The sequence below is a fragment of the Pseudomonas sp. NPDC089396 genome (genome assembly GCF_044749545.1).
GTDB lineage: Bacteria > Pseudomonadota > Gammaproteobacteria > Pseudomonadales > Pseudomonadaceae > Aquipseudomonas.
The window spans coordinates 302,748-326,120 of sequence record NZ_JBIVIC010000006.1; the positions used below are offsets into that span (position 1 = coordinate 302,748).

Annotated in this window: 24 protein-coding genes and 1 tRNA gene; 11 read left to right on the forward strand and 14 right to left on the reverse strand. The window is 62.0% G+C overall.

The features are described from left to right. Positions 1-39 precede the first annotated feature (39 nt). The 4 genes from ACIPZB_RS13830 (at position 40) to ACIPZB_RS13845 (ending at position 2,647) form a co-directional block, all read left to right on the forward strand. Positions 40-510 carry a hypothetical protein gene (locus tag ACIPZB_RS13830; protein ID WP_400640744.1) on the forward strand — a complete coding sequence of 157 codons (471 nt, stop codon included), beginning with the start codon at positions 40-42 and terminating at the stop codon, positions 508-510. Beyond that, positions 507-827, forward strand: a complete 321-nt coding sequence (locus tag ACIPZB_RS13835; protein ID WP_400640745.1) for a hypothetical protein — start codon at positions 507-509, stop codon at positions 825-827. Before ACIPZB_RS13830 ends, ACIPZB_RS13835 begins: the two co-directional genes overlap by 4 nt. 11 nt (positions 828-838) lie before the next feature. Beyond that, the gene (locus tag ACIPZB_RS13840; RefSeq protein ID WP_400640747.1) at positions 839-1,744 is read left to right on the forward strand and encodes a hypothetical protein; all 906 of its coding nucleotides are present in this window, start codon (positions 839-841) and stop codon (positions 1,742-1,744) included. A gap of 651 nt (positions 1,745-2,395) precedes the next feature. Further along, positions 2,396-2,647 (forward strand): hypothetical protein, encoded by a 252-nt coding sequence (locus ACIPZB_RS13845; RefSeq protein WP_400640748.1) that lies wholly within the window; start codon positions 2,396-2,398, stop codon positions 2,645-2,647. Positions 2,648-2,869: 222 nt separating this feature from the next. On the opposite strand, the gene ACIPZB_RS13850 is transcribed toward ACIPZB_RS13845, so the two are convergent. The 5 genes from ACIPZB_RS13850 to ACIPZB_RS13870 form a co-directional block, all read right to left on the reverse strand. Next, positions 2,870-4,795 carry a DUF6538 domain-containing protein gene (locus ACIPZB_RS13850; RefSeq protein ID WP_400640749.1) on the reverse strand — a complete coding sequence of 642 codons (1,926 nt, stop codon included), beginning with the start codon at positions 4,793-4,795 and terminating at the stop codon, positions 2,870-2,872. An 87-nt stretch (positions 4,796-4,882) separates the two neighbouring features. Then, positions 4,883-4,956: transfer RNA gene (locus ACIPZB_RS13855), tRNA-Gly, on the reverse strand. Between the two features lie 204 nt (positions 4,957-5,160). Continuing rightward, a complete protein-coding gene (locus tag ACIPZB_RS13860) occupies positions 5,161-6,048 on the reverse strand; it encodes an alpha/beta fold hydrolase (protein WP_400640751.1) in 888 nt (295 codons plus the stop codon). 448 nt (positions 6,049-6,496) lie between these two features. After that, on the reverse strand, positions 6,497-7,189 hold the full coding sequence (locus tag ACIPZB_RS13865) for a pseudouridine synthase (RefSeq protein WP_400640753.1): 693 nt from the start codon (positions 7,187-7,189) through the stop codon (positions 6,497-6,499). A gap of 43 nt (positions 7,190-7,232) precedes the next feature. Further along, positions 7,233-7,451: a cysteine-rich CWC family protein gene (locus ACIPZB_RS13870; RefSeq protein WP_400640755.1), complete on the reverse strand. Its 219-nt coding sequence runs from the start codon at positions 7,449-7,451 to the stop codon at positions 7,233-7,235. A 165-nt stretch (positions 7,452-7,616) separates the two neighbouring features. Here ACIPZB_RS13870 and ACIPZB_RS13875 point away from each other — a divergent pair, with 165 nt between their 5' ends. Continuing rightward, the gene (locus tag ACIPZB_RS13875; protein WP_400640757.1) at positions 7,617-8,045 is read left to right on the forward strand and encodes a hypothetical protein; all 429 of its coding nucleotides are present in this window, start codon (positions 7,617-7,619) and stop codon (positions 8,043-8,045) included. A gap of 129 nt (positions 8,046-8,174) precedes the next feature. Here ACIPZB_RS13875 and ACIPZB_RS13880 read toward each other — a convergent pair whose 3' ends face one another. Then, a complete protein-coding gene (locus tag ACIPZB_RS13880) occupies positions 8,175-9,281 on the reverse strand; it encodes an enoyl-CoA hydratase/isomerase family protein (RefSeq protein ID WP_400640758.1) in 1,107 nt (368 codons plus the stop codon). 126 nt (positions 9,282-9,407) lie between these two features. Here ACIPZB_RS13880 and ung point away from each other — a divergent pair, with 126 nt between their 5' ends. Beyond that, entirely contained in the window at positions 9,408-10,100 is a 693-nt protein-coding gene (gene ung, locus ACIPZB_RS13885; RefSeq protein ID WP_400640760.1) for a uracil-DNA glycosylase, read from the forward strand. A 105-nt stretch (positions 10,101-10,205) separates the two neighbouring features. On the opposite strand, the gene ACIPZB_RS13890 is transcribed toward ung, so the two are convergent. The 5 genes from ACIPZB_RS13890 to ACIPZB_RS13910 form a co-directional block, all read right to left on the reverse strand. Beyond that, complete coding sequence (locus ACIPZB_RS13890; RefSeq protein WP_400640762.1) at positions 10,206-11,237, reverse strand: AbrB family transcriptional regulator; 1,032 nt, start codon at positions 11,235-11,237, stop codon at positions 10,206-10,208. Continuing rightward, positions 11,230-12,744 carry a tripartite tricarboxylate transporter permease gene (locus ACIPZB_RS13895; RefSeq protein WP_400640764.1) on the reverse strand — a complete coding sequence of 505 codons (1,515 nt, stop codon included), beginning with the start codon at positions 12,742-12,744 and terminating at the stop codon, positions 11,230-11,232. The genes ACIPZB_RS13890 and ACIPZB_RS13895 overlap by 8 nt, the downstream gene beginning before the upstream one ends. A gap of 3 nt (positions 12,745-12,747) precedes the next feature. Continuing rightward, positions 12,748-13,206 carry a tripartite tricarboxylate transporter TctB family protein gene (locus ACIPZB_RS13900; RefSeq protein WP_400640765.1) on the reverse strand — a complete coding sequence of 153 codons (459 nt, stop codon included), beginning with the start codon at positions 13,204-13,206 and terminating at the stop codon, positions 12,748-12,750. A gap of 133 nt (positions 13,207-13,339) precedes the next feature. After that, entirely contained in the window at positions 13,340-14,320 is a 981-nt protein-coding gene (locus ACIPZB_RS13905) for a Bug family tripartite tricarboxylate transporter substrate binding protein (RefSeq protein WP_400640767.1), read from the reverse strand. 44 nt (positions 14,321-14,364) lie between these two features. Next, a complete protein-coding gene (locus ACIPZB_RS13910; RefSeq protein WP_400640768.1) occupies positions 14,365-15,654 on the reverse strand; it encodes an OprD family porin in 1,290 nt (429 codons plus the stop codon). 201 nt (positions 15,655-15,855) lie between these two features. Here ACIPZB_RS13910 and ACIPZB_RS13915 point away from each other — a divergent pair, with 201 nt between their 5' ends. Both ACIPZB_RS13915 and ACIPZB_RS13920 read left to right on the forward strand, forming a co-directional pair. Beyond that, on the forward strand, positions 15,856-16,527 hold the full coding sequence (locus tag ACIPZB_RS13915) for a response regulator (protein ID WP_008095000.1): 672 nt from the start codon (positions 15,856-15,858) through the stop codon (positions 16,525-16,527). Further along, positions 16,520-17,899: a sensor histidine kinase gene (locus ACIPZB_RS13920; RefSeq protein ID WP_400640771.1), complete on the forward strand. Its 1,380-nt coding sequence runs from the start codon at positions 16,520-16,522 to the stop codon at positions 17,897-17,899. The genes ACIPZB_RS13915 and ACIPZB_RS13920 overlap by 8 nt, the downstream gene beginning before the upstream one ends. A 105-nt stretch (positions 17,900-18,004) precedes the next feature. Here ACIPZB_RS13920 and ACIPZB_RS13925 read toward each other — a convergent pair whose 3' ends face one another. Both ACIPZB_RS13925 and ACIPZB_RS13930 read right to left on the reverse strand, forming a co-directional pair. Next, positions 18,005-18,811, reverse strand: a complete 807-nt coding sequence (locus ACIPZB_RS13925) for an HDOD domain-containing protein (protein ID WP_400640773.1) — start codon at positions 18,809-18,811, stop codon at positions 18,005-18,007. A gap of 31 nt (positions 18,812-18,842) precedes the next feature. Further along, a complete protein-coding gene (locus ACIPZB_RS13930) occupies positions 18,843-19,784 on the reverse strand; it encodes a YgfZ/GcvT domain-containing protein (RefSeq protein WP_400640775.1) in 942 nt (313 codons plus the stop codon). A 133-nt stretch (positions 19,785-19,917) separates the two neighbouring features. Here ACIPZB_RS13930 and ACIPZB_RS13935 point away from each other — a divergent pair, with 133 nt between their 5' ends. Both ACIPZB_RS13935 and ACIPZB_RS13940 read left to right on the forward strand, forming a co-directional pair. After that, positions 19,918-20,172, forward strand: coding sequence for a succinate dehydrogenase assembly factor 2 (locus ACIPZB_RS13935; RefSeq protein ID WP_008094993.1), 255 nt, complete (start codon positions 19,918-19,920; stop codon positions 20,170-20,172). Continuing rightward, positions 20,156-20,614 (forward strand): protein YgfX, encoded by a 459-nt coding sequence (locus ACIPZB_RS13940; protein ID WP_081502540.1) that lies wholly within the window; start codon positions 20,156-20,158, stop codon positions 20,612-20,614. The genes ACIPZB_RS13935 and ACIPZB_RS13940 overlap by 17 nt, the downstream gene beginning before the upstream one ends. Before the next feature lie 107 nt (positions 20,615-20,721). Here ACIPZB_RS13940 and nadB read toward each other — a convergent pair whose 3' ends face one another. Then, the gene (gene nadB, locus ACIPZB_RS13945) at positions 20,722-22,326 is read right to left on the reverse strand and encodes an L-aspartate oxidase (RefSeq protein ID WP_400640777.1); all 1,605 of its coding nucleotides are present in this window, start codon (positions 22,324-22,326) and stop codon (positions 20,722-20,724) included. Between the two features lie 435 nt (positions 22,327-22,761). Between nadB and rpoE the strand changes: the two genes are divergently transcribed. Further along, complete coding sequence (rpoE, locus tag ACIPZB_RS13950; RefSeq protein WP_008094990.1) at positions 22,762-23,343, forward strand: RNA polymerase sigma factor RpoE; 582 nt, start codon at positions 22,762-22,764, stop codon at positions 23,341-23,343. Positions 23,344-23,373: the final 30 nt, after the last annotated feature.

The window sequence follows — 23,373 nt, forward strand, 5'->3', positions numbered from 1 at the left end:
GGTAATTTTGGCTCACCTGAACTGTTGGATGAGGCGACCATGAGTGAAGAACTAGTGAGCAACACCGTCGCAGCACAAACGCTCCATGAGCTGGAGCCATCGAAGACGATTGAGCAATGGGCAAACTGGTTGCAGAACAATCGGAACCAGTCCCGCACCGTTTCTTATCGTATTCCGTTCGAGCGCTTGGCCGGTGGTGTGTTTTATCGTCATGATGATTTGACCGCGTTCATCGAATGGGAAAAGTCTCGTCAGCTCGGAACTCTGAAGCTCACGGGCCGGGCAGCGGAAGCGATGCGGGCTTTTGGGATCGGTGAAAAGGGCGGGAGCACCACTGGTCGTAAGTTGAAGATCGACGGAATCAACCTTCAAGTCCAGGACGGCGTGCCATACATCCAACTCGTCATGACAGACCCGCTGATGGTCTACCGCCTTGAGGTCGATGAAGCAGAGGCGATCATTCAGGAAATGGCAGAGGTCGTCAGCGCCTGTAAGAGGATTGGTCAATGAAAGTGAAAACGGTTCCAGCCAGCGAAGCGGCCTACATCTTGCGCAGCAAGCTCGGCGCGGTTCGTGCGTGGGACGATATGCTTGCCGATATGAGGCGCGGCAAAAGCACATACTTCGGGTTAGTGCTTATTCCGTATCTTTGCAGCCATGACGGCAAAGGGTCACGTCCCTACTACAGTCTCGTAGATATCGCCGACTTCATCGGCGCGGTCCTCGCTGTAGCGCCACCATCCCCGGCGACGATTTCGCTCCAGGTGCGTGAGTTTGAGGTCGACCCGACTGACAAGCGTTCTTGGAAAGTTCGTGTGCTGCCGTGAGCGGGTCAGACGTGGTCAGCCGTAAACCCTTCAAGGTCACGGCCTGCATTGACTGGCTGGACGTCACAATTAAGACGTCCAGACCAACGCAGCACCACCACCTTCAAGAAACACTGAGAACCAGCGGCACCGGCACAGCTGGCACCAAGCTCTGGGTCGAGACGCTTGATAAACAGGCAGGCAGTGTCGGCACGGGGTTCAGAATTCGATTTCATGATGTGGACGACTATGCAAATTTAGCCAATGCGCTGGACGAGCTGTCTGCCCGATATCCTTTCGTCGAGCAGCCCAAGATCACTGCGATTGAGGTGGCCTGCGACTTCCGGCACAAGGCGGGTTCGATACCCGAGACGCTGGCGATGACCCACAGGCTGCAATCAAGCCTGTATGCTGATGGAACGAAGCACCGCCAGTTTGACCCCGCCATCGAGCAGAATCGTTACCTCGACCATCACGGGGATCGACTCGACCCGAACCTGAATTTTCGCATTGGCAACAGGGGCGACCCACTTTCTTGGCAGTGTTATTTCAAGCGAACCGACAACCAGAAAGCACTCCCAGAACACCAATGGCGCGCCCGGGTTGAAGTAACGCTACAGGGGCCGGCACCACAGTCATATGGGCTTTACCTGCTGTCTGATGTGCAGCATTTCCGGTTCGACAAGCTCGCCGGACTGTTTCGGTTTCGACGTCCCAGAGCACCGGCGGAAATGGCTGGCGCTGACCTTTTCAGGCTAACGGCGATCAAGATAAATCGCCAGTTACATGACGCTACCTCCGAACGGGGGATACACAGCTTTGATGCAATTGGAAGGCGCGACAAGTCTCGAAAGATACGGGCAGAGAGCTCCCACCTCGAAGCCGACGACGAGCTGCGGAATGCAGTCAGAGGTGCTCTCCGCCGACTGAGCCTGTAGAAGGCGTGCGGAGAAAAAGGTGACAAATCTCACCTATCAAGCCGTGTGGAAGCCGCGCTGGAAAAGGGTTTCCTCCGTCCGACCTAATAACTGTAAAAACAGTAAAGAGTGTGAACCCGGTAGATTGCTCTTGCTCCCATGCAGGGGCACTGACCAACCCCCCCCTTCAAAAACCAATATCTTAGATTTTGTGTAAGGTCACGAAGGGCTAGCATGCTTCGAAATCGGCCAGCGCACAGCAAACCTTATACCTACGGGAAATGCCCTCAATTGCTGGGTATCACCCAGTTCGAGGTCCAGGTTTGAAAAATCTACTGCCTACGCACTGCAACCAGATTCGCCGAATTGTCCGGCACGGCCTCTGTAGTCGCTCAGGACAAGCGATTTCCGTCTGACTGCGCCCATGCCATGGTGATGCGCTGAAAACGCCTCAAATCGCACCATGCGAGCTTAGAGCGTTTGGGCTTTACAGTATGCGCAATCTCACTCACGCCCCGCCTGTTGGAAATCGAGGTCCGGTCGCCACGGCGCACGAGCGGATGGGCATATACCCACTGGCACGAAGCGCCATTGATTCGTCTCGATGAACCATATTGATGGTTTCCAACCTTCAGGCTAATACTCAAGTATCTGCCTGGGGAGGCACGAATCATGCAAACAAGATTTGTTATCGTTCCAGCTGTGCCAATCGAAAAAGAATCCTTCCAATCGGGATCTCGTTTCTATGCCGCTACCGTGTCAGGTGGCTTCGACATCTACGACAACCAAGAAAAATTGCGGCTGAAGCCAAGCTACGCTACCAAGGCGCTCGCAGAAGCAGCACGAGCGAAGCTGAACAGCGAGTGCCGTAATCCGGACGAACTTTTTCCCTTCTTGAGGGTGGACTGCTCCGTCACCGAATAATGGTTTGGCAAATGCGGGGAAAGCTGCCGCTTGGGTAGCTTAACCCCCTCCAAACTGGGCACAACTGCAAATCCAGCCGGCGTCACGTCAGCCATTAGGGAAGCACTCTCAGCGTTGACTAAACCTTGAAAACTGCCGAGCTAGCATATGCCCGTCAGCGGCTCAGAGTGCCCCCTGAGAGCTACCGAAAGCTTGAGCAAACCTCTTGGACCGGCATGCATTTTATTGTGTTGGCTTTGCTTTTCGCCTCAAAGCGTCTCTCACAGCGTCCAGTCCATCGGCAATAGAGAAAGGAGCAATCGCCGGTAGCTTGAAGTCCAGTTGCTTGACGTAGCCCAGCAGCCGATCAGCTTCGGCATCTTTCCGATACCGGGTCAGAGTGATCGTGCCGCCGCGACTGTGCCCGGCCAACTGCGACTGGATGTCAGCAGGGACATTCAGCTCGCTGAGGGCTGTGATGAACGTGTGTCGGAAGGAGTGGAAAGTGCGCGTTCCATCTCTCTGGATCTTCAACTGGTTGCCCAGAAAACGCTCATTAAACCAGCTGCCAGCCGGCTTGCCGTAGCCTTTCACCGCGTCATGCTTAAGCTCAGGGAACAGCCGCAAATGTCCAGCCGCAGACAGGGCTCTGACGTAGTCGTGCAGGCCCAGCTCGATGAGGTTTGGATGAACTGCAACGATCCGCTTCGCGTTGACGGTCTTGAGCGATTTATCAGATCCGTCCGCGTCGACCTTATCTGCGCCATCGAGGTTGAAGTCTAGGTAGAGCACCCCCGCCTCAGTCACCTTGACGTCGTTGGTGTAGAGCTGGGATAGCTCGTTGAGCCGTGCGCCAGTGTAGAGTCCCAATAGAGGAAGCCAGTAGAAATGGGGGCGGAACCTGTGGAATCGGCCGTGTTTGTTTCTCTCACCCGCGCCGGTCGCAAACCACTGGGCGGTGAAAATCTTGTCTAGGTCGGTGCTCTCGAATTTCGAACGGTCATCCTGATCCCTGGTCGTCTTTTTCGGCTTTTCGATAGCTCGTTCAGCAGGATTTCCAGTGAGGATCTGGTTGCGCTTCGCCCATGCAAACATGCTTGAAAGGTTGTCTAGATAGCGCTCGACACTCGTTGATGACAAGCGGTCCTCTCCAAGCTCTTCGGCCAAGGCTATAAGGCGGTGCGCTTCATTCGTTTTATGTCGGCGAGCAGCGTTGTATCTATCCGCAGGCATCTTGCGAAGTTTTGCTTCGTAACTCCAGATCATCTGACGGTTGAGCGCTCCTAATGGAGGGTCGTTCATCAGTTCGACGAACGTGCCACACTGCGTTGCCATTTTTTTCTGCTGGTCCGGCTTCCAACTGGATTGCCTGCGTTCGAAAAAGGTCGCCATAAGCGAGGAGACACGTTCGTCGGCGCGTTCAGGGCGGCAGTTCTCACAGGTCAATCCGTTCGCTGCAAGACCTTTATGTGCATCAGAGTTAAGCGCAGGGCTCTCTGAGAGGCTGGCGCTTGAAGGCCCCGTCCTGCTGAACCGGTCCGCGTGGATTTTCAGGAGCAATACCGACCGTGGGGTCAGTCGAATGCCGGGTAGGTCAAAGAATGCGGCACCGCGAGGGCGCGTATTCGTCCTGAACACAACCTCTTCCGCGTAGCCGCACTCAATAATGTTGAGGATCGTATGCCGTTCGTCGAAGGGCCTTAGAAAGCGGCTGAAAACGTGGGGTGATCCGACTTCGAATGCGCTATTGAGCACGAAACCGCCCGTGTCGGCTTCCCGGTCGACCTCTAGAAAGTCATCCACCAGATAACCGGGCTGCGAATTAACCTCGGCCATGATCGGTATTCGGTGGTTCAGCAGCTCCCGCAGAATGAAACTGACTTGAAGTCCGGTCGCTTCGCTGATTTCGTTGACGCTTATAACCCCCTTGGGCGCCGGTTCGCTCCCAGTGTTTTTTTGTCCACGGTCAACCATTTCAAGCTCGCTTAGGCATTGGTCCCAGAGACCCAGCAGTCGGCATGCAACAGTTCTCGCTTGAGCCGGGTTGCTGGTGGCGGTCGACGCGTGAATCTCTCTCTGCCCTAGCAGAAGGCGAAAGCGGGCCGGGACGGTCAGGCGAAGGACATAGATTCCGCTCGAACGGCGGTAGAGGTTGTTGCGCTGTGCCACGTGTATGAGTCCTTTGTAGTAGGACTCACGCGACGGCTTGCTCCGAACTCATAAAACTCCACAGGAATCAACGAGTTAGAGCAGAGGTGGAGCGGGTAGAGGGAATCGAACCCTCACCGATTGCTTGGGAAGCAATAGTTGTACCATTCAACTATACCCGCTTTTTTGCCTACACGGTGCACTGAAGCGGCGTGTCCAATAAGAACCCTCGTCGGAAGCTTGGGAAGCTACTGTTCTACCATTAAACTATACCCGCGTCTGCGCTCGACTTTTTACCAGAACCCTCATCGAATTAGAAGCCCCAGTTATAAAAAGGCTGTCGGCGTCCTTAGCCTGCGGGTGGTGGCTACAGGACGCCGATTCACTCAGATAGCCCATGCATGTTGCCCTTGGGCCGTGTACGGGTTGCGCGGCCGCGGCTCGCGCACGGTGGGTTTGAGGAAGTCGAGCAGTGCGCTGCGGGTGTCCTCGCAGGCCGACTTGTTCTCCATGTCGAGGAAGTGGCCAGCATCGCGTATCACCGTGAAATGACTCTTGTCGACATGATGACCGAACTGCCGGGCGTCTTCAGCGGTGGTGTACTCGTCACGGTCGCCGTTGATGAACAGCACCGGGATGTCGATGTTGCGCGCGCCTTTGAGCGCCCGTTCCAGGTCATGTTGCAGCACTTCGTTGATGTGGAAGTGCATCTGCGCATACTCATGGCTGTCCAGGCCGCTCACGTGGCGGTAGTTGAAGCGTTTGAACAGCGATGGCAGGTGCTTGCCGATGGTGTCGTTGACCAGGTTGCCGACCTGGTAGCGATCGCAGGCCGCCAGGTACCGGCTGCCACGGTCGAGGTAGTCGCGCATCGGTTCGTTGATCACCGGCGAGAACGAACTGACCACCGCCTTCTTCACCCGCCGCGGCTGGTGCGCCAGCGCCAGCAGCGTGCCCGCACCGCCCCAGGAGAACGACATCACGTGGTCGGCCTGGAAGTGCTCGATCAGCTCAAGGAGGATATGCGCCTCGGTCTCCTTGCTGATGAAGCGTTCCTGGCGGTTGTGCGGCTTGGACTTGCCAGCGTAGGGCTGGTCGTACAGCACGACGTTGAATTGCGGGTGCAGGTTACGCACCGTCTGGGCGAACGAGGCCGTGGTGGCCAGCGAACCATTGATCAGGATGATCGTTTTCTCGGCCGCATCCGCGCGATAGAACTCCGTGTAAACCCGATACTGACCTTGGATATCAAGTACAGCGATTTCTGGCCTCATGTCATCGACTCCTGGCGCAAAAAGGGTATTCGCGTCACCTAGGGTGCACGTTCAATATGACAGGTAGGCATTTGCCTGAAGAAAAACCGGGGGCCCTGTGTCGATCCTTCGTACACGTGTCGACGGTATTGTTTTAGGCGGGCAATTCGCCGTGCCCCAAGGCATCTAGGCATTGGGTAGCCGGCGAAAAGGTGTCTTCGACTGCAAATGTGACTCATGAGTCACGCACAGACTGACGAGTTAGGATTCAAGCAGTGGGTTGGGGTTCTCGCAAGTGCCGTTGGCGCAAATATGTGACTTTTGCCGCTGGGTGGTCGTATGACGACGCTGCGCTGTCTGTTCCGGCCCTTTCGCCGGCAGCCGGCTCCCACAGGTTCGCCACCGGTCCTGAGTACTGCGGACACCCTGTGGGAGCCGGCTTGCCGGCGATGAGGCCCGACCAGACAACCTAGACCGTGGCGATCTCATCACCCGTCAATGCCCTGAACTCCCCCGGCGCCAACCGGGGGTCCAGCTGGATCGTCCCCATGCTTTCCCGATGCAACCCCACCACCTTGTTGTCGAAATGCCCGAACATGCGCTTGACCTGGTGATAACGTCCCTCGACGATCGCCAACCGCGCCTGGCGCGGGCCCAGGATGTCGAGTTGGGCGGGCAGGGTGGTGAGGTCTTCGAAGGCGAAGTAGAAGCCCTCGCGAAATTTGGCGACATAGTGAGCGCCGATTTCGTCCTCGGTTTCCACCAGGTAATGCTTGGGCAGCTTGGTGGTCGGTTGGGTCAGGCGCCGTGACCACTGGCCATCATTGGTCAGGATCAGCAGGCCGGTGGTGTTGTAGTCCAGCCGCCCGGCGATGTGCAGGTCGTCACGTAGCTCGGTGGGCAACAGGTCCAGCACCGTGCGGTGCTGCGGGTCGTGGGTGGCGCTCACGCAGCCGGCCGGTTTGTGCAACATCAGATAGCGCGCTGGACGGCCTGCCTGGAGCAGCTGATCGTCCACTTCGACACTGCTGAATTCGCGCACCTCGGCCTTTGGGTCGGTCACCACCTTGGCGTCCACGCGCACGCGGCGCTGCACCAGCAGCAGGCGCACTTGCTGGCGGTTATAGCAGGGCAGGTTGGCGAGGAAACGGTCGAGGCGCATGGTGGCAAGGCAGTTGGACGATGGGCGCGCAGTCTAGCGTTTTTTACCCTCGATCGCTGGATGTTTGCTGAAGTTGATCCAGCACCTGGGCACAGCGCGGGCACAGGCAGGCCTTGTCGCGCAGCTCGGCAGGCAGGGCCTGCAGGACGGCAGGGGCGATGGTCACGGCATAGCACCAGCACGCTTGCGTGGCGCTGCGCGGGTCGGCCAGGGCGCACTGGTTGAGGGCGCCACAGGCGGGGCAGTGCTGTTGGTCAATCATGGTCGTTTCCGGGCTGCAGTTATCAAGTGAGTGGAGCTGTTTCCAATTGTTGCAGAAATGGCACTGCACCTTGGCGCAACGGTCTTATTCAGTGTCGATGAACGCTTTTCAATCGACGCTCGCCAGCGCCGCTGTTCGGGCACCCCAGCGGTCCAGGAGGCCGCCATGTCCTATCGAATGCTGTTGGTAGCCCTCACGGGGCTGATGACTTGCGCGTGCGTACCCTACTACGAAGGCGGCAGCTATTATCGCTCGGACTACTACACCAGCGATCGCTACGTGTCGCCGGGTTACTACCGTTACGACCGGTACTATGTAACGCCACAACCGCGCTACTACTACCAGACGGCACCGCGTTACTACCAGCCCGCACCGCGTTACTACCGGCCGGCGCCCGTGCCGCATTACAGGCCCTATCCGCAGCCGGGCATGAACCAGTGGCACGGCAATCCGCGTTACGACTATGGCAATCGCCAGCGTTATGACTATGGGCGCGATCGCGATCGTCACGACTACCGCAATGGCAGCCAGCGTTATCCGAATGACCGCTGGCATTCCAACGGGCACGGAAGGGATCGCAACTGGCAGCGATGAGGGTTGAAGGGACCGTGTTGGCGGGACTGGCCTCATCGCCGGCAAGCCGGCTCCCACAGGAAAATCACCGCATTTAAAAGCTGTGCGGTCCCTGTGGGAGCCGGCTTGCCGGCGATGGGGCCCGTCACGTCAGGCCAGGTCTGCCAAGGGATGTCGCCCTTCCCACACTTTCACGAAATGCGCCTCGACCACCGCCGCCGGCACTTGCGCCACATCCGGCCAGTGCCAGTGTGGCTGGTTGTCCTTGTCGAGCAAGCGGGCGCGCACGCCTTCTCTGAACTCGGGATGACGGCAGCAATTGAGGCTCATGCTGTACTCCATCTGGAATACCTGCGCCAGTGACAGGTGCCGGGCCCGGTGTATCTGCTCCCAGACCAGGTGCGCGGTCAGCGGGCAGCCCTCGTGCAGGCGTTCGCCCGCGGCGGCAAGGAGTGGGTCACTGTGATGCTTCAAGCCTTCCAGTGCATGCCATGCAGCGGCTGGGTCGGCGACATCGAGCAGTTCGTCGATCACCCGACGCCGAGGTAGCCATTGCGCCTGCGGCAGCTCTTCACTGGCACGATGCTGCTCGGCCTTGAGCAGGCTGTTGAGCTGCAAGTCGGTCTGCTCCTGCCAGTTCAGTTGCAGCAGGTCGTCGATCAGGTCTTCCTGCTGGTGCTCGCCGAAGAATCGATCCGCCAGGTCGAGATCAAGCGCATCGCGGGCATTGATCGGCGCACCGGTCAGCCCGAAAAACAGCCCAAGCTTGCCCGGCAGGCGAGCGAGGAACCAGCTGGCGCCGACATCGGGGTAAAGGCCGATGCTGATTTCAGGCATCGCCAGCCGGCTGCTGGGCGTGACGATGCGCACGCTGGCCCCTTGCAACAGCCCCATGCCGCCTCCCAGCACATGTCCGTGCCCCCAGCACAGCAGCGGCTTGGGGTAGGTATGCAACAGATAGTCGAGGCGATACTCGGCGGCGAAAAAGGTGGCCGCCAGCGGCGGTACGCTGCCTGGGTGGTTACGGCAGGCTTGGGCCAGGGCCCGGACGTCGCCCCCGGCGCAGAACGCCTTCGCGCCGTTGCCACGCAGCAGCACGCAGACCACGCCGGGGTCGCGGGCCCATTCGTGCAGCTGTTCGCCGAGCACTTCGATCATCGGCAGGTTGAGGGCATTGAGTGCCTTGGGAGCATCCAGGGTAGCAACGCCGATGCGGGCGCCATCGACGCCGGTGAGTACCTCGCAATGAATGGACATGGACTACCTCGCACAAGTCATCACCCTAGTATGGCCTGCGTAGCCAATCATGCCGGTCGTCGGTCGGATCGATTGACAAGGGTGGATGGCTTACCTAGTGTCGCGCCATTGTTAACGGATGGCCCCATGACTGACGACGATCGCATCAAACTCGAACCCGGTTGGAAGGCTGCACTGCGCGCCGAGTTCGACCAGCCCTACATGCACAAGCTGCGCGAATTCCTGCGCGAGGAATACGCAGCCGGCAAAGAGATCTACCCGCCGGGGCCGATGATTTTCAACGCGCTCAACTCCACGCCGCTGCAGCAGGTGAAGGTGGTGATCCTCGGCCAGGACCCGTATCACGGCCCCGGCCAGGCCCATGGCCTGTGCTTCTCGGTGCAGCCGGGCGTAGCGACGCCGCCTTCGCTGGTGAACATCTACAAGGAGCTGCAGCGCGACCTGAACATTCCCATCGCCAGTCATGGCTACCTGCAGAGCTGGGCCGAGCAGGGCGTGTTGTTGCTGAACACGACCATGACCGTCGAGCGCGCCAATGCCGCTTCGCATGCCAAGAAGGGATGGGAGTTCTTTACCGACCGGGTTATCCAGGTGGTCAGCGAGCAGTGCCCGAACGTGGTGTTCCTGCTGTGGGGCGCGCATGCCCAGAGCAAGCAGAAGTTGATCGATGGCACCAAGCACCTGGTGCTGAAGTCGGTGCATCCTTCGCCGTTGTCGGCTTACCGCGGGTTCCTTGGCTGTGGGCACTTCAGCCGGGCCAATGGTTTCCTGGAGCAGCGTGGGCTGGCGCCGATCAACTGGGCGTTGCCGCCGCTTTAGTGGTGGCCCAATCGCCGGCAAGCCGGCTCCCACAGGAACCCCACTGCCCTTGAGAGCGGTGGGGTTGCTGTGGGAGCCGGCTTGCCGGCGATGAGGGCGCCACGATCACTGCTGATCAGCATTCCACAATCTGAACAGCGGCTCCGCCAGAAACAGCACGAACAACAGCCGCATCACCTGCAACGCCGTCACCAGCGGCACCGACAACTGCAAGGTCTCCGCCGTCAGGCTCATCTCGGCAATGCCGCCTGGCATCATGCCCAAGGTCAGCGAACGCAGATCCAGCCCTGTCATCACGCTCAATCCCCAGGCCGCAGCGCCAGCAATCAGCATGCACAACGCCGTGGCCACCAGCGTGCGCCCGAGGAACGACGGTGCCCGCCGAAAGAACGCGCGGTTGAAGTGGCAGGCCAGCCCGCTGCCGATCAACCATTGGCCGATCTGGCTGGCGCCATTGGGCAGGGCGATCTGCAGGTTGGCCGCCAGACTCACCGCAGCCGCCACCAGCAAGGGCCCGAACAGCCAGGGGTTGGGTTGACGCAAGCGTTGCCAGATGAAACCGACCGCCACACCCACGGGCACGATCAACGCCAGCCAACCCCAGCTGACACTGCCAGCGTGATTCAGGGCGACACCGTCACCGATCAGAAACTTGAACAGCGCCGGCACGCACAGCACCACTGCCAGCACGCGCAAGCTCTGCGCCGCCGCCACCTGGCTGAGCTCCGCGCCATTGCGCGCACCGAGGTTGACCATCTCCCCCGAACCGCCAGGCATGCTGGCGAAAAACGCCGTGGCCCGGTCTTCACCGGTGCGCCGCAGCAGCCACACGCCGATCACGCTGGAAAGGGTGGTGAACAGGGCCGCGCAGAAGATCAGCACGAGGTGGCTGGCCACCTGTTCGATCACTGCCGGGGTGAAGTGCAGGCCGATACCCAGGCCGATGATGCATTGCCCGCATTTGCGGCCATGGGGGATTTCCGACAGCTGCCAGGGCGTCAGGCAGCGTACCAGGATGATCGCCAGCAGCGAGCCGACCATCCACGGCAAAGGCCAGCCGACCTTGCTGGCGAGAAACCCGCCCGCAAGGCCGACCAGCCCGGTTGCCCAGAACAGCTGCAACGACCGATCAGGCATCGGCCAGCGCCCGGCGTTGCAGGCTGCGTTTACGCCAGATACGCAGCAGAGGCAGACCAAGCATGCACACCACCAGTGCCCACATGCCCATGCTGATCGGGCTCGACCAGAGAATGCCCAGCTCGCCGTTGGAGATCGACAGCGCGCGGCGCAGGTTCTGCTCCATCAGCCCGCCAAGAATGAAGCCCAGCAGGATCGGCGACAGCGGGAAGTCCAGCTTGCGCAGGATGTAGCCCATGATGCCGATGCCGACCATCAGGAACAGGTCGAAGGTGGTGGCATGCACGGCGTACACGCCGATTCCGGTGATGATCGCGATCACCGGCACCAGCGCCCAGTTCGGCACGGCAAGGATGCGGGTGAAGATACGGATCATCGGGATGTTCAGGATCACCAGCATGATGTTGGCGATGAACAGCGAGGCGATCAGGCCCCAGACGATGTCCGGTTGCTGCTCGAACAACATCGGCCCCGGGGTGATGTTGTACAAGGTGAGTGCGCCAATCATCACCGCGGTGGTGCCTGAACCCGGCACACCCAGGGTCAGCATCGGTACCAGGGCGCCGCAGCAGGAGGCGCCGATGGCGGTTTCCGGGGCGGCCAGGCCACGGGCATCGCCCTTGCCGAACTTGCCGCTCTCACCCGCGATGCGTTTCTCGGTCATGTAGGCCACGGCACTGGCCAAGGTAGCGCCGGCGCCCGGCAGCACGCCCATGATGAAACCGAGCAGGCCGCAGCGCAGGTTGACCACGAACACCGAGGCCGCTTCCTTGAAGTTGAACAGCATGCGCCCGGTGGCCTTGACCGCCTGGTGGCCATGGTGGGTCTTTTCCAGCAGCAGGAGGATTTCACTGATCGAGAACAGGCCCAGCACCAGCACCACGAACTGGATGCCGTCGGCCAGGTGCACGCTGTCACCGGTGAAGCGGTATACGCCGCTGTTGGCATCGATGCCGACCGCCGACAGGAACAGGCCAATCAGCGCCGCGATGAAGGTCTTCAGCGGTTTGTCGCCCGCCATGCCGCCCAGGGCGACGATGGCGAACACCATCAGCACGAAATACTCCGCCGGGCCAAAGGCGATCGCCCATTTCGCCAGCAGCGGGGCGAACAGCACCATGCCGCAGGTGGCGATGAAGGCGCCGATGAACGAACTCCAGGCCGACAGCGACAGGGCCACACCGGCCAGGCCATTGCGTGCCATCGGGTAGCCGTCGAGGGTGGTCATCACCGTCGAGGCCTCGCCCGGGATGTTCAGCAGGATCGAACTGATCCGCCCACCGTACTCACAGCCCAGGTATACCGCGGCCAGCAGGATCAGTGCCGATTCCGGCGGCAGGCCGAGGGCGAAGGCGATCGGGATCAGCAAGGCCACGCCGTTGATCGGGCCCAGGCCCGGCAGCAGGCCGACCACGGTGCCGATCAGGGTGCCCGAGAGGGCGGTAACCAGGTTGTACGGGCTCAGGGCGACGCCGAAGCCCTGGCCCAGGTAGCTCAAGGTATCCATGTGTCAGTTCTCCAGTACGCTCAGCAGGCCAAGGGGCAGGGGCACATCCATCACGCGGTCGAACAGCCAGTAGAGGAACAGGCTCATGCCCACCACCACGATGGCGCTGTGCAGCCAGCGGCCGCCGTACAGGCGGGCCATGGGGATGCCGACCAGGATGGCGCTGAGGATGAAGCCCAGGGCCTCGAACGTTGCAGCGAAGACGATCAGCAGGCCGATGCAGAAGCCGATCTTGGTCAGGGTTTCGCGGTCCAGCTCGGGCTCGTCGTCCTTGCGCACGATCGGCGTCGGGCGGATAGCGAGGTAGAGCAGCCCCAGGCTCATCAGGCCGAGCATCAGCAGCGGGTAGGCACGTGGGCCCACCGGTTCATAGGAAAACGCGGCCTGGTAGGGCCAGGCCATCACGGCCAGGGCGGCGCACACCGCCAGCAGGGCCAGGGCGAAGATACGTTGCAGGATCATTGGGGAATCCTCGTGGGGGCAGGTAGTGGCCATGCGGGCTTCATCGCCGGCAAAGCGGCTCCCACAGTGGGAGCACCGCTGTACCTGTGGGAGCCGGCTTGCCGGCGATGAGGCCAGTACAGGCAACCCGGGCTTACTGAATCAGGCCAAATTCCTTGGCCAGCGCCTTGTAGTCGGCCACTTGCTTCTTCACATAGCCGTCCAGCTCTGCACCGGTCATGGCGAACGGGAACAGCTCGCGCTGGTCACGCAGCGTGGCGAAGTCTTCGGAGGCGAGCATCTTGTCGAACGATTCCTTCCACCAGGCGTATTCTTCGTCGCTCACCTTCGGCCCGAGGTAGAAGCCACGCACCACCGGCCAGACGATGTCGTAGCCCTGCTCCTTGGCGGTCGGGATGTCCTTCATCTCCGGCTCGTCCAGGCGGTTTTCCGAGAACACCGCGAGGATGCGCATGTTGCCGCTCTGGATATGCGGCATGGAGTCGGAAATGTCGGTGGAGCCCACCTGGATATGGCCGCCGAGCAGCGCAGTGGCGATTTCGCCGCCGCCTTCCAGGGCCACGTAGCGCAGGTCGCGCGGGTTGATGCCGGCGGCCTTGGCGATCAGTGCGGTCTGCATCCAGTCCTGGCTGCCGACGGTGCCGCCGGAGCCGATCACCACTTTGCCCGGGTCTTTCTTCAGGGCCGCGACCAGGTCATCGAGGGTCTTGTAGGGCGAATCGCTCTTCACCGCGATGGCGCCGTAGCTGGTGCCGACCGCCGCCAGCCATTTCACTGCGTTTTCGTCGAAGCGGCCGAACTTGCCCTGGGCCAGGTTCAGCAGCGAGCCGCTGGACCAGGCCACCAGGGTGCCGGCATCGGCCGGGCGCTGGGCCACCACGGCGTTGTAGGCCACCGCGCCGACACCGCCAGGCATGTAGGTCACACGCATCGGCTTGCTGAGGATCTTCTCCTGCACCAGCGCGCTCTGCACCAGCTTGCAGGTCAGGTCGAAACCGCCGCCGGGCGAAGCCGGGGCGATGCATTCGGGGCGTTTCGGTTCGGCAGCGAGGGCATTGCCGGCCAACAGCAGGCAACCGGTAGCCAGAACGAGGCGGCGCAGTGAAAAGGTCATCGTCTATCTCCGTGAGCGTTGTTGTTATGGGTGACTGCTATTGGCTACCACAGCGCCACGCTGTAACTCACCAGCAGCCGCACTTCGTCGGCGTCGCGAGTGAAGTTGGAACGGAAGGTGGCGTTGCGAAGGCGCACGGCGACGTCTTTCAACGGGCCGCTTTGTACCACGTACTTGAACTCGGTGTTGCGTTCCCATTCCTTGCCCTCGCTGCCATCGGCACGGCTGACGTTGTCGCCGTTGATGTAGCGGGTCATGAAGGTCAGGCCGGGGATACCGAGCGCTGCGAAGTTGTAGTCGTAGCGTGCTTGCCAGGAGCGCTCGTCGGCACCGGCGAAGTCGTTGATCTGGACGAAGTTGACCAGGTACGGGTCGGCGCCATCGACGTAGGGGAAGGCGCTGTCGCCGGACAGATGCTGGTAGGCGGCGCTGACCTTGTGCCCGCCCAGGGCGTAGCTGAGCATGCCGTTGACGGTGGTGTTGTCGATGTTGCCGGCCTTGGCCGCGCCCTGGTCGTCGCTGACCGCCAGGCGCAGGTCGGCGCCAAAGGTGCCAGGGCCCCAGGGCTGGGTGGCGAGCAGGCCGATGAAGTGCTGGCGGTAGATGTCGTCGAGCTGGGCGAAGTGGTAGCTGCCGGTGATGCGGTCGGTGAACGTGTAGTCCAGGCCGGCCAGGTCGAGGTTGTCGGCGCTGAAGGTGCCGCCGAAGCGTCCGTTCTTGTTGTTGAGGGCCAGGTCTTCCCAGTTGGTGTCGTCGCGGTCCTTGGCCTTGTCCAGGCGCCCGCCGGTGAAGGTCAGGCCCTTGATCTCCTGGGAGGTGAGCAGGCCGCCCTCGAAGGTTTGCGGCAGGATGCGGCCGTCGTTGGGCTGCAGGGTCGGCAGTTCAGGGATGAGGGTGCCGATCTTCAGTTCGGTCTTCGACACTTTCACCTTGCCGGTCAGGCCTAGCTTGGCGTATTCGTCGGCGGCCTTGCCGTCGTCATGGGTCGGCAACAGGCCGGTGCCGGTGCGGTCGGGGCTGGAGTCGAGCTTGATGCCCAGCATGCCCAGCGCATCCAGGCCGAAGCCGACGTTGCCGTCGGTGTAGCCGGACTCGAAATTGAGCAGAAAGCCCTGGGCCCATTCGTCACGCTTGGATTGCTGCGCGCTGGTGCCATCGCGGAAGTCGCGGTTGAAGTACATGTTGCGGGTTTCGAAGGTCGCCGAGCTGTCTTCGAAGAAGGCGGCCTGGCTCATCGGGGCGACACCGGCAAGTGCCAGGGCACTGGCGATGGCCGAGGGGCGTGCGGACAGGGAACGGGCAGGTGCGAATGCCTGCAGCTGCGATGACAGCATCGGGGTGGCTCCGTTTATTGTTCTTATTCGTTGCACCTTGCTGGTGCTTTTTTTCGGCGCGCGGGGCGACCGTGGTGCGATGCTAGGCAACCAACCTTTCGCTAACCTTTCAGCGAGAAAGGTTTGTCACAAAGGGCTTCAAAGGCCGGGCGACAGCGGTACACTCCGCGCCACCGCCCCCACCTGAGCAGGGAGAATCCGATGCGTGTGCTGTTGGTCGAAGACCACCTGCAACTGGCCGAAAGCGTGGCCCAGGCCCTGAAAAGCCATGGCCTGACCGTGGATGTATTGCACGATGGCGTGGCCGCCGACCTGGCCCTGGCCAGCGAGGAGTACGCCGTTGCCGTGCTCGACGTGGGGTTGCCGCGCATGGACGGCTTCGAAGTGCTGGCGCGCTTGCGTGGCCGCGGCAAGACCCTGCCGGTGCTGATGCTGACCGCGCGCAGCGATGTGAAGGACCGTGTGCACGGCCTGAACCTTGGCGCCGACGATTATCTGGCCAAGCCCTTCGAGTTGACCGAGCTGGAGGCGCGGGTCAAGGCCCTGCTGCGGCGCAGCGTGCTCGGTGGCGAGCGCCAGCAGCGCTGCGGGCCGTTGGTGTACGACCTCGATACCCGCCGTTTCAGCCTGGGCGAAGACAACCTGACACTGACCTTGCGCGAGCAGAGCGTGCTCGAAGCGCTGATCGCTCGGCCGGGGCGGGTGATGAGCAAGGAGCAATTGGCCGCCCAAGTCTTTGGCCTGGACGAAGAGGCCAGCCCCGACGCCATCGAGATCTACATCCACCGGCTGCGCAAGAAGCTCGACGGCCACCCGGTGGCCATCGTGACCTTCCGTGGCCTGGGCTATCTGCTCGAGCACCGCGATGCGTGACAACGGCAGCCTGCGCGGACGACTGCTGGGCAACCTGGCGCTGTTGCTGGTGGTGCTGATGCTGGCCAGCGGCCTGAGCGCCTACTGGAACGGCCGTGAGGCTGCCGACACCGCGTACGATCGGACCTTGCTGGCTTCGGCCAGGACCATCGCCGCCGGCCTGTCCCAGCGCGACGGCACCCTGAGCGCGGACGTGCCCTACGTGGCGCTGGACACCTTCGCCTACGACAGTGCCGGGCGGATCTACTACCAGGTGCTGGACATCAACCAGAAGCTCATTTCGGGTTACGAGAAACTGCCACCGCCGCCGCCCGGCACGCCGCGTACCGATGACTACCCGGCGCTGGCGCGTTTCTACAACGCCACTTATCTGGGCCAGGACGTGCGTGTGGTGAGCCTGCTCAAACCCGTGAGCGAACCGAACATGAATGGCATGGCGGAAATCCGCGTGGCCGAGACCGAGGAGGCGCGGGTGCGCATGGCCCGTGGGCTGATGGCCGACACCTTGCTGCGCCTGGGCATGCTGGCGCTCGGTGCGTTGGTGCTGGTGTCGTTTGCGGTGAGCGCGGCGCTGCGTCCCCTGGAGCGCCTGCGCACGGCGGTGGAAGAGCGCCAGCCGGACGACCTGCGGGCGCTGCCGGTGGTGCAGGTGCAGCGGGAACTGGGGCCACTGGTGCGCGCCCTGAACCACTTCACCGAGCGTTTGCGCGAGCAGTTCGAGCGCCAGGCGCAGTTCATCGCCGAGGCCGCCCACGAGTTGCGCACACCGTTGGCGGCGCTCAAGGCACGGGTGGAGCTGGGCTTGCGTTCGCAGCAGCCCGAGGAGTGGCGCCAGACCCTGGAGTCCGCGGCCCAAGGGACTGACCGCCTGACTCACCTGGCCAATCAGCTGTTGTCGTTGGCGCGGGTGGAAAACGGTGCCCGCGCGATCGCCGAAGGTGGGGCACAGCGTCTGGACCTGAGCCAGCTGGCGCGCGAGCTGGGCATGGCCATGGCGCCATTGGCGCACCATCGCGGCGTGGCATTGGCGCTGGAGGCCGAGGCGCCGGTCTGGCTCAAGGGCGAGCCGACCTTGCTCAACGAGCTGTTGAGCAATCTGGTGGACAACGCCCTGGCGCATACGCCGGCAGGGGGCAATGTGATCCTGCGGGCGCTGGCGCCGGCGGTGCTGGAGGTCGAGGATGATGGGCCGGGCATTCCCGAGGCGGAGCGTGAGCGGGTGTTCGAGCGCTTCTATCGGCGCGGCGCCCAGGGTACTGGCCTGGGGTTGGCCATTGTGGGCGAGATCTGTCGCGCGCATCTGGCGCAGATCAGCCTGCATGATGGGGAGAAGGGCGGGTTGAAGGTGCGGGTGAGTTTCATCGCCGATTGAGGTGTTGGCTGTGCTGGCCCTATCGCCGGCAAGCCGGCTCCCACATGAAGCGCGGTGAGTTCCTTGTGGGAGCCGGCTTGCCGGCGATAGGGCCGGTGCAGATATTCAGCGCAGCATGCTGCGCGCTTCCAGCAGCTCTCCAATGTCCAGCTCGGTGCCAGGCGGCAACCCCAGGTGCCGATAGGCCGGCAGCGTCCCCAGCGGCCGGTTGCGCCCGCGTTGGCTGAGGCAGCGGGCAATCTGTACCACGTCGATGTAGTCGACCTTGGCCGTGCAGCGATCCAGGTCCTGTATCTGGCTCGGCAGGTTCACCAGCTGCTCGGGAAACTCCCAGGAAGACAGGATCTTGTCGCCCAGTACCGGCTGGATCTGCTCGATCACGTAGTGCAGGCAGACCGGGTCGGAAAGCAGCTCGTTATGCTCCTCGGCATAGATCAGTACCGGCAGCGCGCCGATCTGATTGACCAGCCCGCCCAGGGTGGCCTGGTCGGGTTTGAGCTGGGTATGACGCCGACACAGTTCATAGCTGATACCCGCCACTTCGAGACTGTTGGCCCAGATATCACGGAGCTTCTGCTCCACTGCTGGCGATCGGGCGTGGAAGATCTGCTCGATCACCAAGCCGATGGCCAGGTTGCAGCTGTAGTTGATACCCAGGCGGGTGATGGCGGTGTGCAGGTCGGTGACCTCGACCGCCGCACGCAGCAGCGGACTGTTGACCACTTTGATCAGGCGTGCCGAGAGGGCAGCGTCGCGGCCTATCACTTTGCTCAGGGCGGCAACGCTGATTTCCGTGTCTTCCGCTGCCTCGCGGATACTCAAGGCAACTTCCGGAAGGGTCGGCAGGACCAGGTCGTCGTTGTCGATGGCAGCGAGCAACTGTGCTTGAACCGTCTCGGCCAGCTTGTTCATGAACGTCTCTACCGCAGGGGTGGCGTGCTGGTCAGCGCTGGATTTCCCGGTCGCGATCCAGTTCGTAAGGCAGGCTCAACAGCTGCAGGCGTGGGCCTTGCAGGCTGCCCAGGTGCAGGTTGTCGTCTTCCACTGCATCGGCGCTCAGTACCGCAAGCAGCTCGCAGCCCTGGCCCGTGCTGGCGGCGATGACAACCTCGCCGACCGAAGAGCCATGGGTGGGCGAGAAGATTTCAGCGCCCGGTGACGGAATGTCTTGCTGGTCGAGCGCCAGACGGTACTGACGGCGCTTGAGCTTGCCCAGGTACTGCATGCGGGCGACGATTTCCTGGCCGGTGTAGCAGCCTTTCTTGAAACTCACGCCGTCGACCGCCTGCAGGTTGATCATCTGCGGGATGAACAACTCGCGGGTCGGGCCCATGACCTGGCCGATACCGGCACGGATCTGCCCCAGCAACCAGTCGTTGAGGGTGCCCTCAGGCAAGACAGCGGCAAGTCTTTCGCGCACGTTCGCGGCGTTGTCCGCCGGCACCCACAGTTCGATGCGACCCTGCGAGACGGCAACCGCGATCAGGCCTTCATGACGCACGGTGGCGCCCGCGCCAGTCGGCACGTCCAGTCCCAGGGCCTGCAGCGCCGCATCGCCATGCTGCACGCCGAAGCGTACCCAGGCAGCGCTTTCGTCGCTGAGCGTGGCTTTGGAGAACACGGCGTATTTCTTCAGGTCGGCCAGTTGCGCCTCGAGCAGTTCGCTGGCCATGGCCAGCAAGTAGCCGTTGCCTTCGGGGAGAATGCGGAAGCTCGACTGCATGCGGCCCTTGACCATGCAACGGGCGCCAAGGCTGGAATGCTCGGGGCTGAGGTAGTTGATGTTGCAGGTCAGCTGGCCCTGCAGGAACTTGCCGGCGTCGGAGCCGCGGACGGCGAGGATGCCCTCGTGGGACAGGGGGCTGAAGAAAGCGGAATCGGCCATGGGTCATCGCGGTGGCTAAAGTCTGGCGGCCATCATAGAACGCCGGTAACAAAATAGGTAGGTGACTAGACCAACGCCCGGTGTCGCTCGCGGCTTCGCGCGGTATACTGCCCGACCATTCGAGGAGGGCCCCATGGTCGAACAAACTGAACTCAACCGGCTTTTCTGGCACAGCCGCCGTGGCATGCTGGAACTGGACGTGCTGCTGGTGCCATTCACCCAGGAAGTCTATCCGACCCTGAGCGAAGCCGACCGCGAACTCTACGTTCGCCTGTTGAGCTGCGAGGATCAGGACATGTTCGGCTGGTTCATGGAGCGTACCGAGTCCGAAGACCCGGAGCTGCAGCGCATGGTTCGCATCATCCTGGACCGTGTCCAGCCCAAGTGAGCGTTTCGAGTGCCGTTGGCAGGGTTCGCGCCTGCTGCTGACGGCCTATCTGATCTGCCAGGCGCCGGCGCAGCTGGCCTTGTGGTCGAGTGCGCTGCCCTGGTGGTTCTGTCTTGCCGTTCTGGCAGCTTGTATTGCCCACGCTTGCTGGGCCATTCCCCGACGCATTCTGTTGACTGATCCGCGTGCCGTGACCGGTTTGCGCCGCGATGCGCTTGGCTGGCGGGTGTTCAGCCGTGCGCGCGGTTGGCAGCCGGTGCGGTTGTGTCGGGACAGTGTGGCGTTGCCGGGGTTGGTGGTGTTGCGGTTTGTGCGGCCGGGGTGCTGGTTTGGCGAAAGCCAATGTATTGCCCGGGATGCCCTGGGGGCTGATCAGCATCGGCGGCTGCGGGTAAGGCTGAAATTCAGTCGTCGCAGGTGGGCTGAAGCACCGGTGCGATGATCGGGCACCGAGTTGGCCTCATCGCCGGCAAGCCGGCTCCCACAATGCCTGCAGCGCCGCAGAACCCTGTGGGAGCCGGCTTGCCGGCGATGGGGGCGCCACTGATTTCAGACCGGGCTAAGGATGGTGTCCTTGGCCTCGGGCAACATCCCTGGGTAATCCAGGGTGTAGTGCAGCCCCCGGCTTTCCTTGCGCTGCATCGCCGAGCGAATCATCAGCTCCGCCACCTGGGCCAGGTTGCGCAGCTCGATCAGGTCGCGGCTGACCTTGTAGTTGCTGTAGAACTCATCGATCTCATCGAGCAGCAGGCGAACGCGGTGCTCGGCGCGCTGCAGGCGCTTGCTGGTGCGCACGATGCCCACGTAGTCCCACATGAAGCGCCGCAGTTCATCCCAGTTGTGGGCAATGATCACGTCCTCGTCGGAGTCGGTGACCTGGCTGGCATCCCAGCAGGGCAGGGCGCTGGGCATGTTGATCTGCTCCAGGTGCGCGCGGATGTCCGCCGCAGCGGCGCGGCCATAGACGAAGCATTCGAGCAACGAATTGCTGGCCATGCGGTTGGCCCCGTGCAGGCCGGTGAAACTGGTCTCGCCGATGGCGTACAGGCCAGGCACATCGGTGTGACCGCGGTCGTCGACAACAACCCCGCCACAGGTGTAGTGAGCCGCCGGTACCACCGGGATCGGTTGGCGGGTGATGTCGATGCCGAACGTCAGGCAACGCTCGTAAACGGTAGGGAAGTGGCTCTTGATGAAGTCGGCCGGCTTGTGGGTGATGTCCAGGTACACGCAATCCACGCCCAGGCGTTTCATCTCGTGGTCGATGGCACGGGCCACGATATCCCGTGGGGCCAGCTCCTCGCGCGGGTCGAAACGTGGCATGAAGCGTTCGCCGTTGGGCAGGCGCAACAGGGCGCCTTCGCCGCGCAGTGCTTCGGTGATCAGGAAGCTCTTGGCCTGCGGGTGATACAGGCAGGTCGGGTGGAACTGGTTGAACTCCAGGTTCGCCACCCGGCAGCCCGCCCGCCAGGCCATGGCGATACCGTCGCCACAAGCGCCGTCGGGATTGCTGGTGTAGAGGTAGACCTTGGCCGCGCCACCGGTGGCCAGCACGGTGAAGCGTGCCCCGAAGGTGTCCACTTCGCCGCTGTTGCGGTTCAGCACGTAGGCGCCCAGGCAGCGTTCGCCGGGCAAACCCAGACGCCGTTCGGTGATCAGGTCGACGGCCACGCGCTGTTCGAGCAGCTCGATGTTCGGCCGCTGCCGCGCCTGGGCCAGCAAGGTAGTGAAGATAGCCGCACCCGTGGCATCGGCGGCATGGATGATGCGCCGATGACTATGACCGCCCTCGCGCGTCAGGTGAAACTCGAAACCGCCATCGTCGACACCGTGGTGTTCGTCGCGCGTGAAAGGCACGCCCTGTTCGATCAGCCATTCGATGGCTTCGCGGCTGTGCTCGACGGTGAAGCGCACCGCGTCTTCATTGCACAGGCCGCCGCCCGCATTGAGGGTGTCCTCGACATGGGATTGCACGGTATCGGTATCGTCCAGCACCGCGGCGACCCCGCCTTGGGCCCAGAAGGTCGAGCCGTTGGCCAGGTCACCCTTGCTCAGCACGGCAATGCGCAGGTGGCTGGGAAGGTTCAGTGCCAAGCTGAGACCGGCGGCGCCGCTGCCGATCACCAGGACATCATGTTGGAATTGTTGGCTCATGTCAGGACACTAGTAATCTTTGAAAGGGGCGCGGCACAATAGTCACGTGCAGATGGCAATGTGAAACTATCGTGAATGCAGGCCGGGCTGTCTTTATAGCAGCCTGCGGTAGCCAATTTCCATGCCACATGTGACGTAGCGGCGATCTTCGCGGGAACTTTCCGGCACGGCAGGAAATCCTATGAAGGCTGCCCGCACGCCACAATTTGCCGCGGCGACGCAGGGCGGCAGCTCTATTCGGGCTGACACCTGCGTATTCGAAACCTGATTATCGACGCAGCAGGCCGTGACCGCGCCGCGTCTTCCGTGCGAGCCGACCAAGGGCCGCAGGAAACTTGCTTGGAGGGGAGAACTTTTGCGCAAAGCCCGAGTCTATGGTTGCAAGCCTGAACGATGGCTGTTGCAACGCTCCTTCGAGTTCACTGAGGAGTGTTCATGCTAACCCAGGAAGAGGATCAGCAGCTTGTAGAGCGCGTACAGCGTGGTGACAGGCGAGCGTTCGATCTGTTGGTGCTGAAGTATCAGCACAAGATTCTCGGGTTGATCGTGCGTTTCGTTCACGATACCCACGAGGCCCAGGATGTGGCGCAGGAAGCCTTTATCAAGGCCTACCGTGCGCTTGGCAATTTTCGCGGAGACAGTGCGTTTTATACCTGGCTGTACCGCATCGCCATCAACACGGCGAAGAACTACCTGGTGTCCCGTGGAAGACGGCCACCAGACAGCGATGTGAGCTCCGAGGATGCGGAGTTTTACGACGGCGATCATGGTCTCAAGGATCTCGAGTCCCCAGAGCGCTCGTTGTTGCGGGATGAAATCGAAGGCACTGTCCATCGCACCATCCAGCAACTGCCGGAAGATTTGCGCACGGCCCTGACCCTGCGTGAATTCGACGGATTGAGTTACGAAGACATTGCGAGCGTCATGCAATGTCCGGTGGGTACCGTGCGCTCTCGAATTTTCCGCGCTCGGGAGGCCATAGATAAAGCCCTGCAGCCGTTGTTGCAGGACACCTGAGACAGCGGCGACAGCCAAGAGAGGAACCGC

Excerpts from the sequence above, each read along its gene's own strand:
- ACIPZB_RS13860 (WP_400640751.1), bottom strand. The coding sequence starts at position 6,048 with ATGAGGCCAGAAATCGCTGTACTTGATATCCAAGGTCAGTATCGGGTT.
- ACIPZB_RS13930 (WP_400640775.1), bottom strand. The coding sequence starts at position 19,784 with ATGGCCGATTCCGCTTTCTTCAGCCCCCTGTCCCACGAGGGCATCCTC.
- nadB (WP_400640777.1), bottom strand. The coding sequence starts at position 22,326 with ATGAGCCAACAATTCCAACATGATGTCCTGGTGATCGGCAGCGGCGCC.
- rpoE (WP_008094990.1), top strand. The coding sequence starts at position 22,762 with ATGCTAACCCAGGAAGAGGATCAGCAGCTTGTAGAGCGCGTACAGCGT.
- ACIPZB_RS13915 (WP_008095000.1), top strand. The coding sequence starts at position 15,856 with ATGCGTGTGCTGTTGGTCGAAGACCACCTGCAACTGGCCGAAAGCGTG.
- ACIPZB_RS13875 (WP_400640757.1), top strand. The coding sequence starts at position 7,617 with ATGTCCTATCGAATGCTGTTGGTAGCCCTCACGGGGCTGATGACTTGC.
- ACIPZB_RS13845 (WP_400640748.1), top strand. The coding sequence starts at position 2,396 with ATGCAAACAAGATTTGTTATCGTTCCAGCTGTGCCAATCGAAAAAGAA.
- ACIPZB_RS13925 (WP_400640773.1), bottom strand. The coding sequence starts at position 18,811 with ATGAACAAGCTGGCCGAGACGGTTCAAGCACAGTTGCTCGCTGCCATC.
- ACIPZB_RS13830 (WP_400640744.1), top strand. The coding sequence starts at position 40 with ATGAGTGAAGAACTAGTGAGCAACACCGTCGCAGCACAAACGCTCCAT.
- ung (WP_400640760.1), top strand. The coding sequence starts at position 9,408 with ATGACTGACGACGATCGCATCAAACTCGAACCCGGTTGGAAGGCTGCA.
- ACIPZB_RS13895 (WP_400640764.1), bottom strand. The coding sequence starts at position 12,744 with ATGGATACCTTGAGCTACCTGGGCCAGGGCTTCGGCGTCGCCCTGAGC.
- ACIPZB_RS13935 (WP_008094993.1), top strand. The coding sequence starts at position 19,918 with ATGGTCGAACAAACTGAACTCAACCGGCTTTTCTGGCACAGCCGCCGT.
- ACIPZB_RS13910 (WP_400640768.1), bottom strand. The coding sequence starts at position 15,654 with ATGCTGTCATCGCAGCTGCAGGCATTCGCACCTGCCCGTTCCCTGTCC.
- ACIPZB_RS13880 (WP_400640758.1), bottom strand. The coding sequence starts at position 9,281 with ATGTCCATTCATTGCGAGGTACTCACCGGCGTCGATGGCGCCCGCATC.
- ACIPZB_RS13835 (WP_400640745.1), top strand. The coding sequence starts at position 507 with ATGAAAGTGAAAACGGTTCCAGCCAGCGAAGCGGCCTACATCTTGCGC.
- ACIPZB_RS13890 (WP_400640762.1), bottom strand. The coding sequence starts at position 11,237 with ATGCCTGATCGGTCGTTGCAGCTGTTCTGGGCAACCGGGCTGGTCGGC.
- ACIPZB_RS13870 (WP_400640755.1), bottom strand. The coding sequence starts at position 7,451 with ATGATTGACCAACAGCACTGCCCCGCCTGTGGCGCCCTCAACCAGTGC.
- ACIPZB_RS13920 (WP_400640771.1), top strand. The coding sequence starts at position 16,520 with ATGCGTGACAACGGCAGCCTGCGCGGACGACTGCTGGGCAACCTGGCG.
- ACIPZB_RS13905 (WP_400640767.1), bottom strand. The coding sequence starts at position 14,320 with ATGACCTTTTCACTGCGCCGCCTCGTTCTGGCTACCGGTTGCCTGCTG.
- ACIPZB_RS13900 (WP_400640765.1), bottom strand. The coding sequence starts at position 13,206 with ATGATCCTGCAACGTATCTTCGCCCTGGCCCTGCTGGCGGTGTGCGCC.
- ACIPZB_RS13865 (WP_400640753.1), bottom strand. The coding sequence starts at position 7,189 with ATGCGCCTCGACCGTTTCCTCGCCAACCTGCCCTGCTATAACCGCCAG.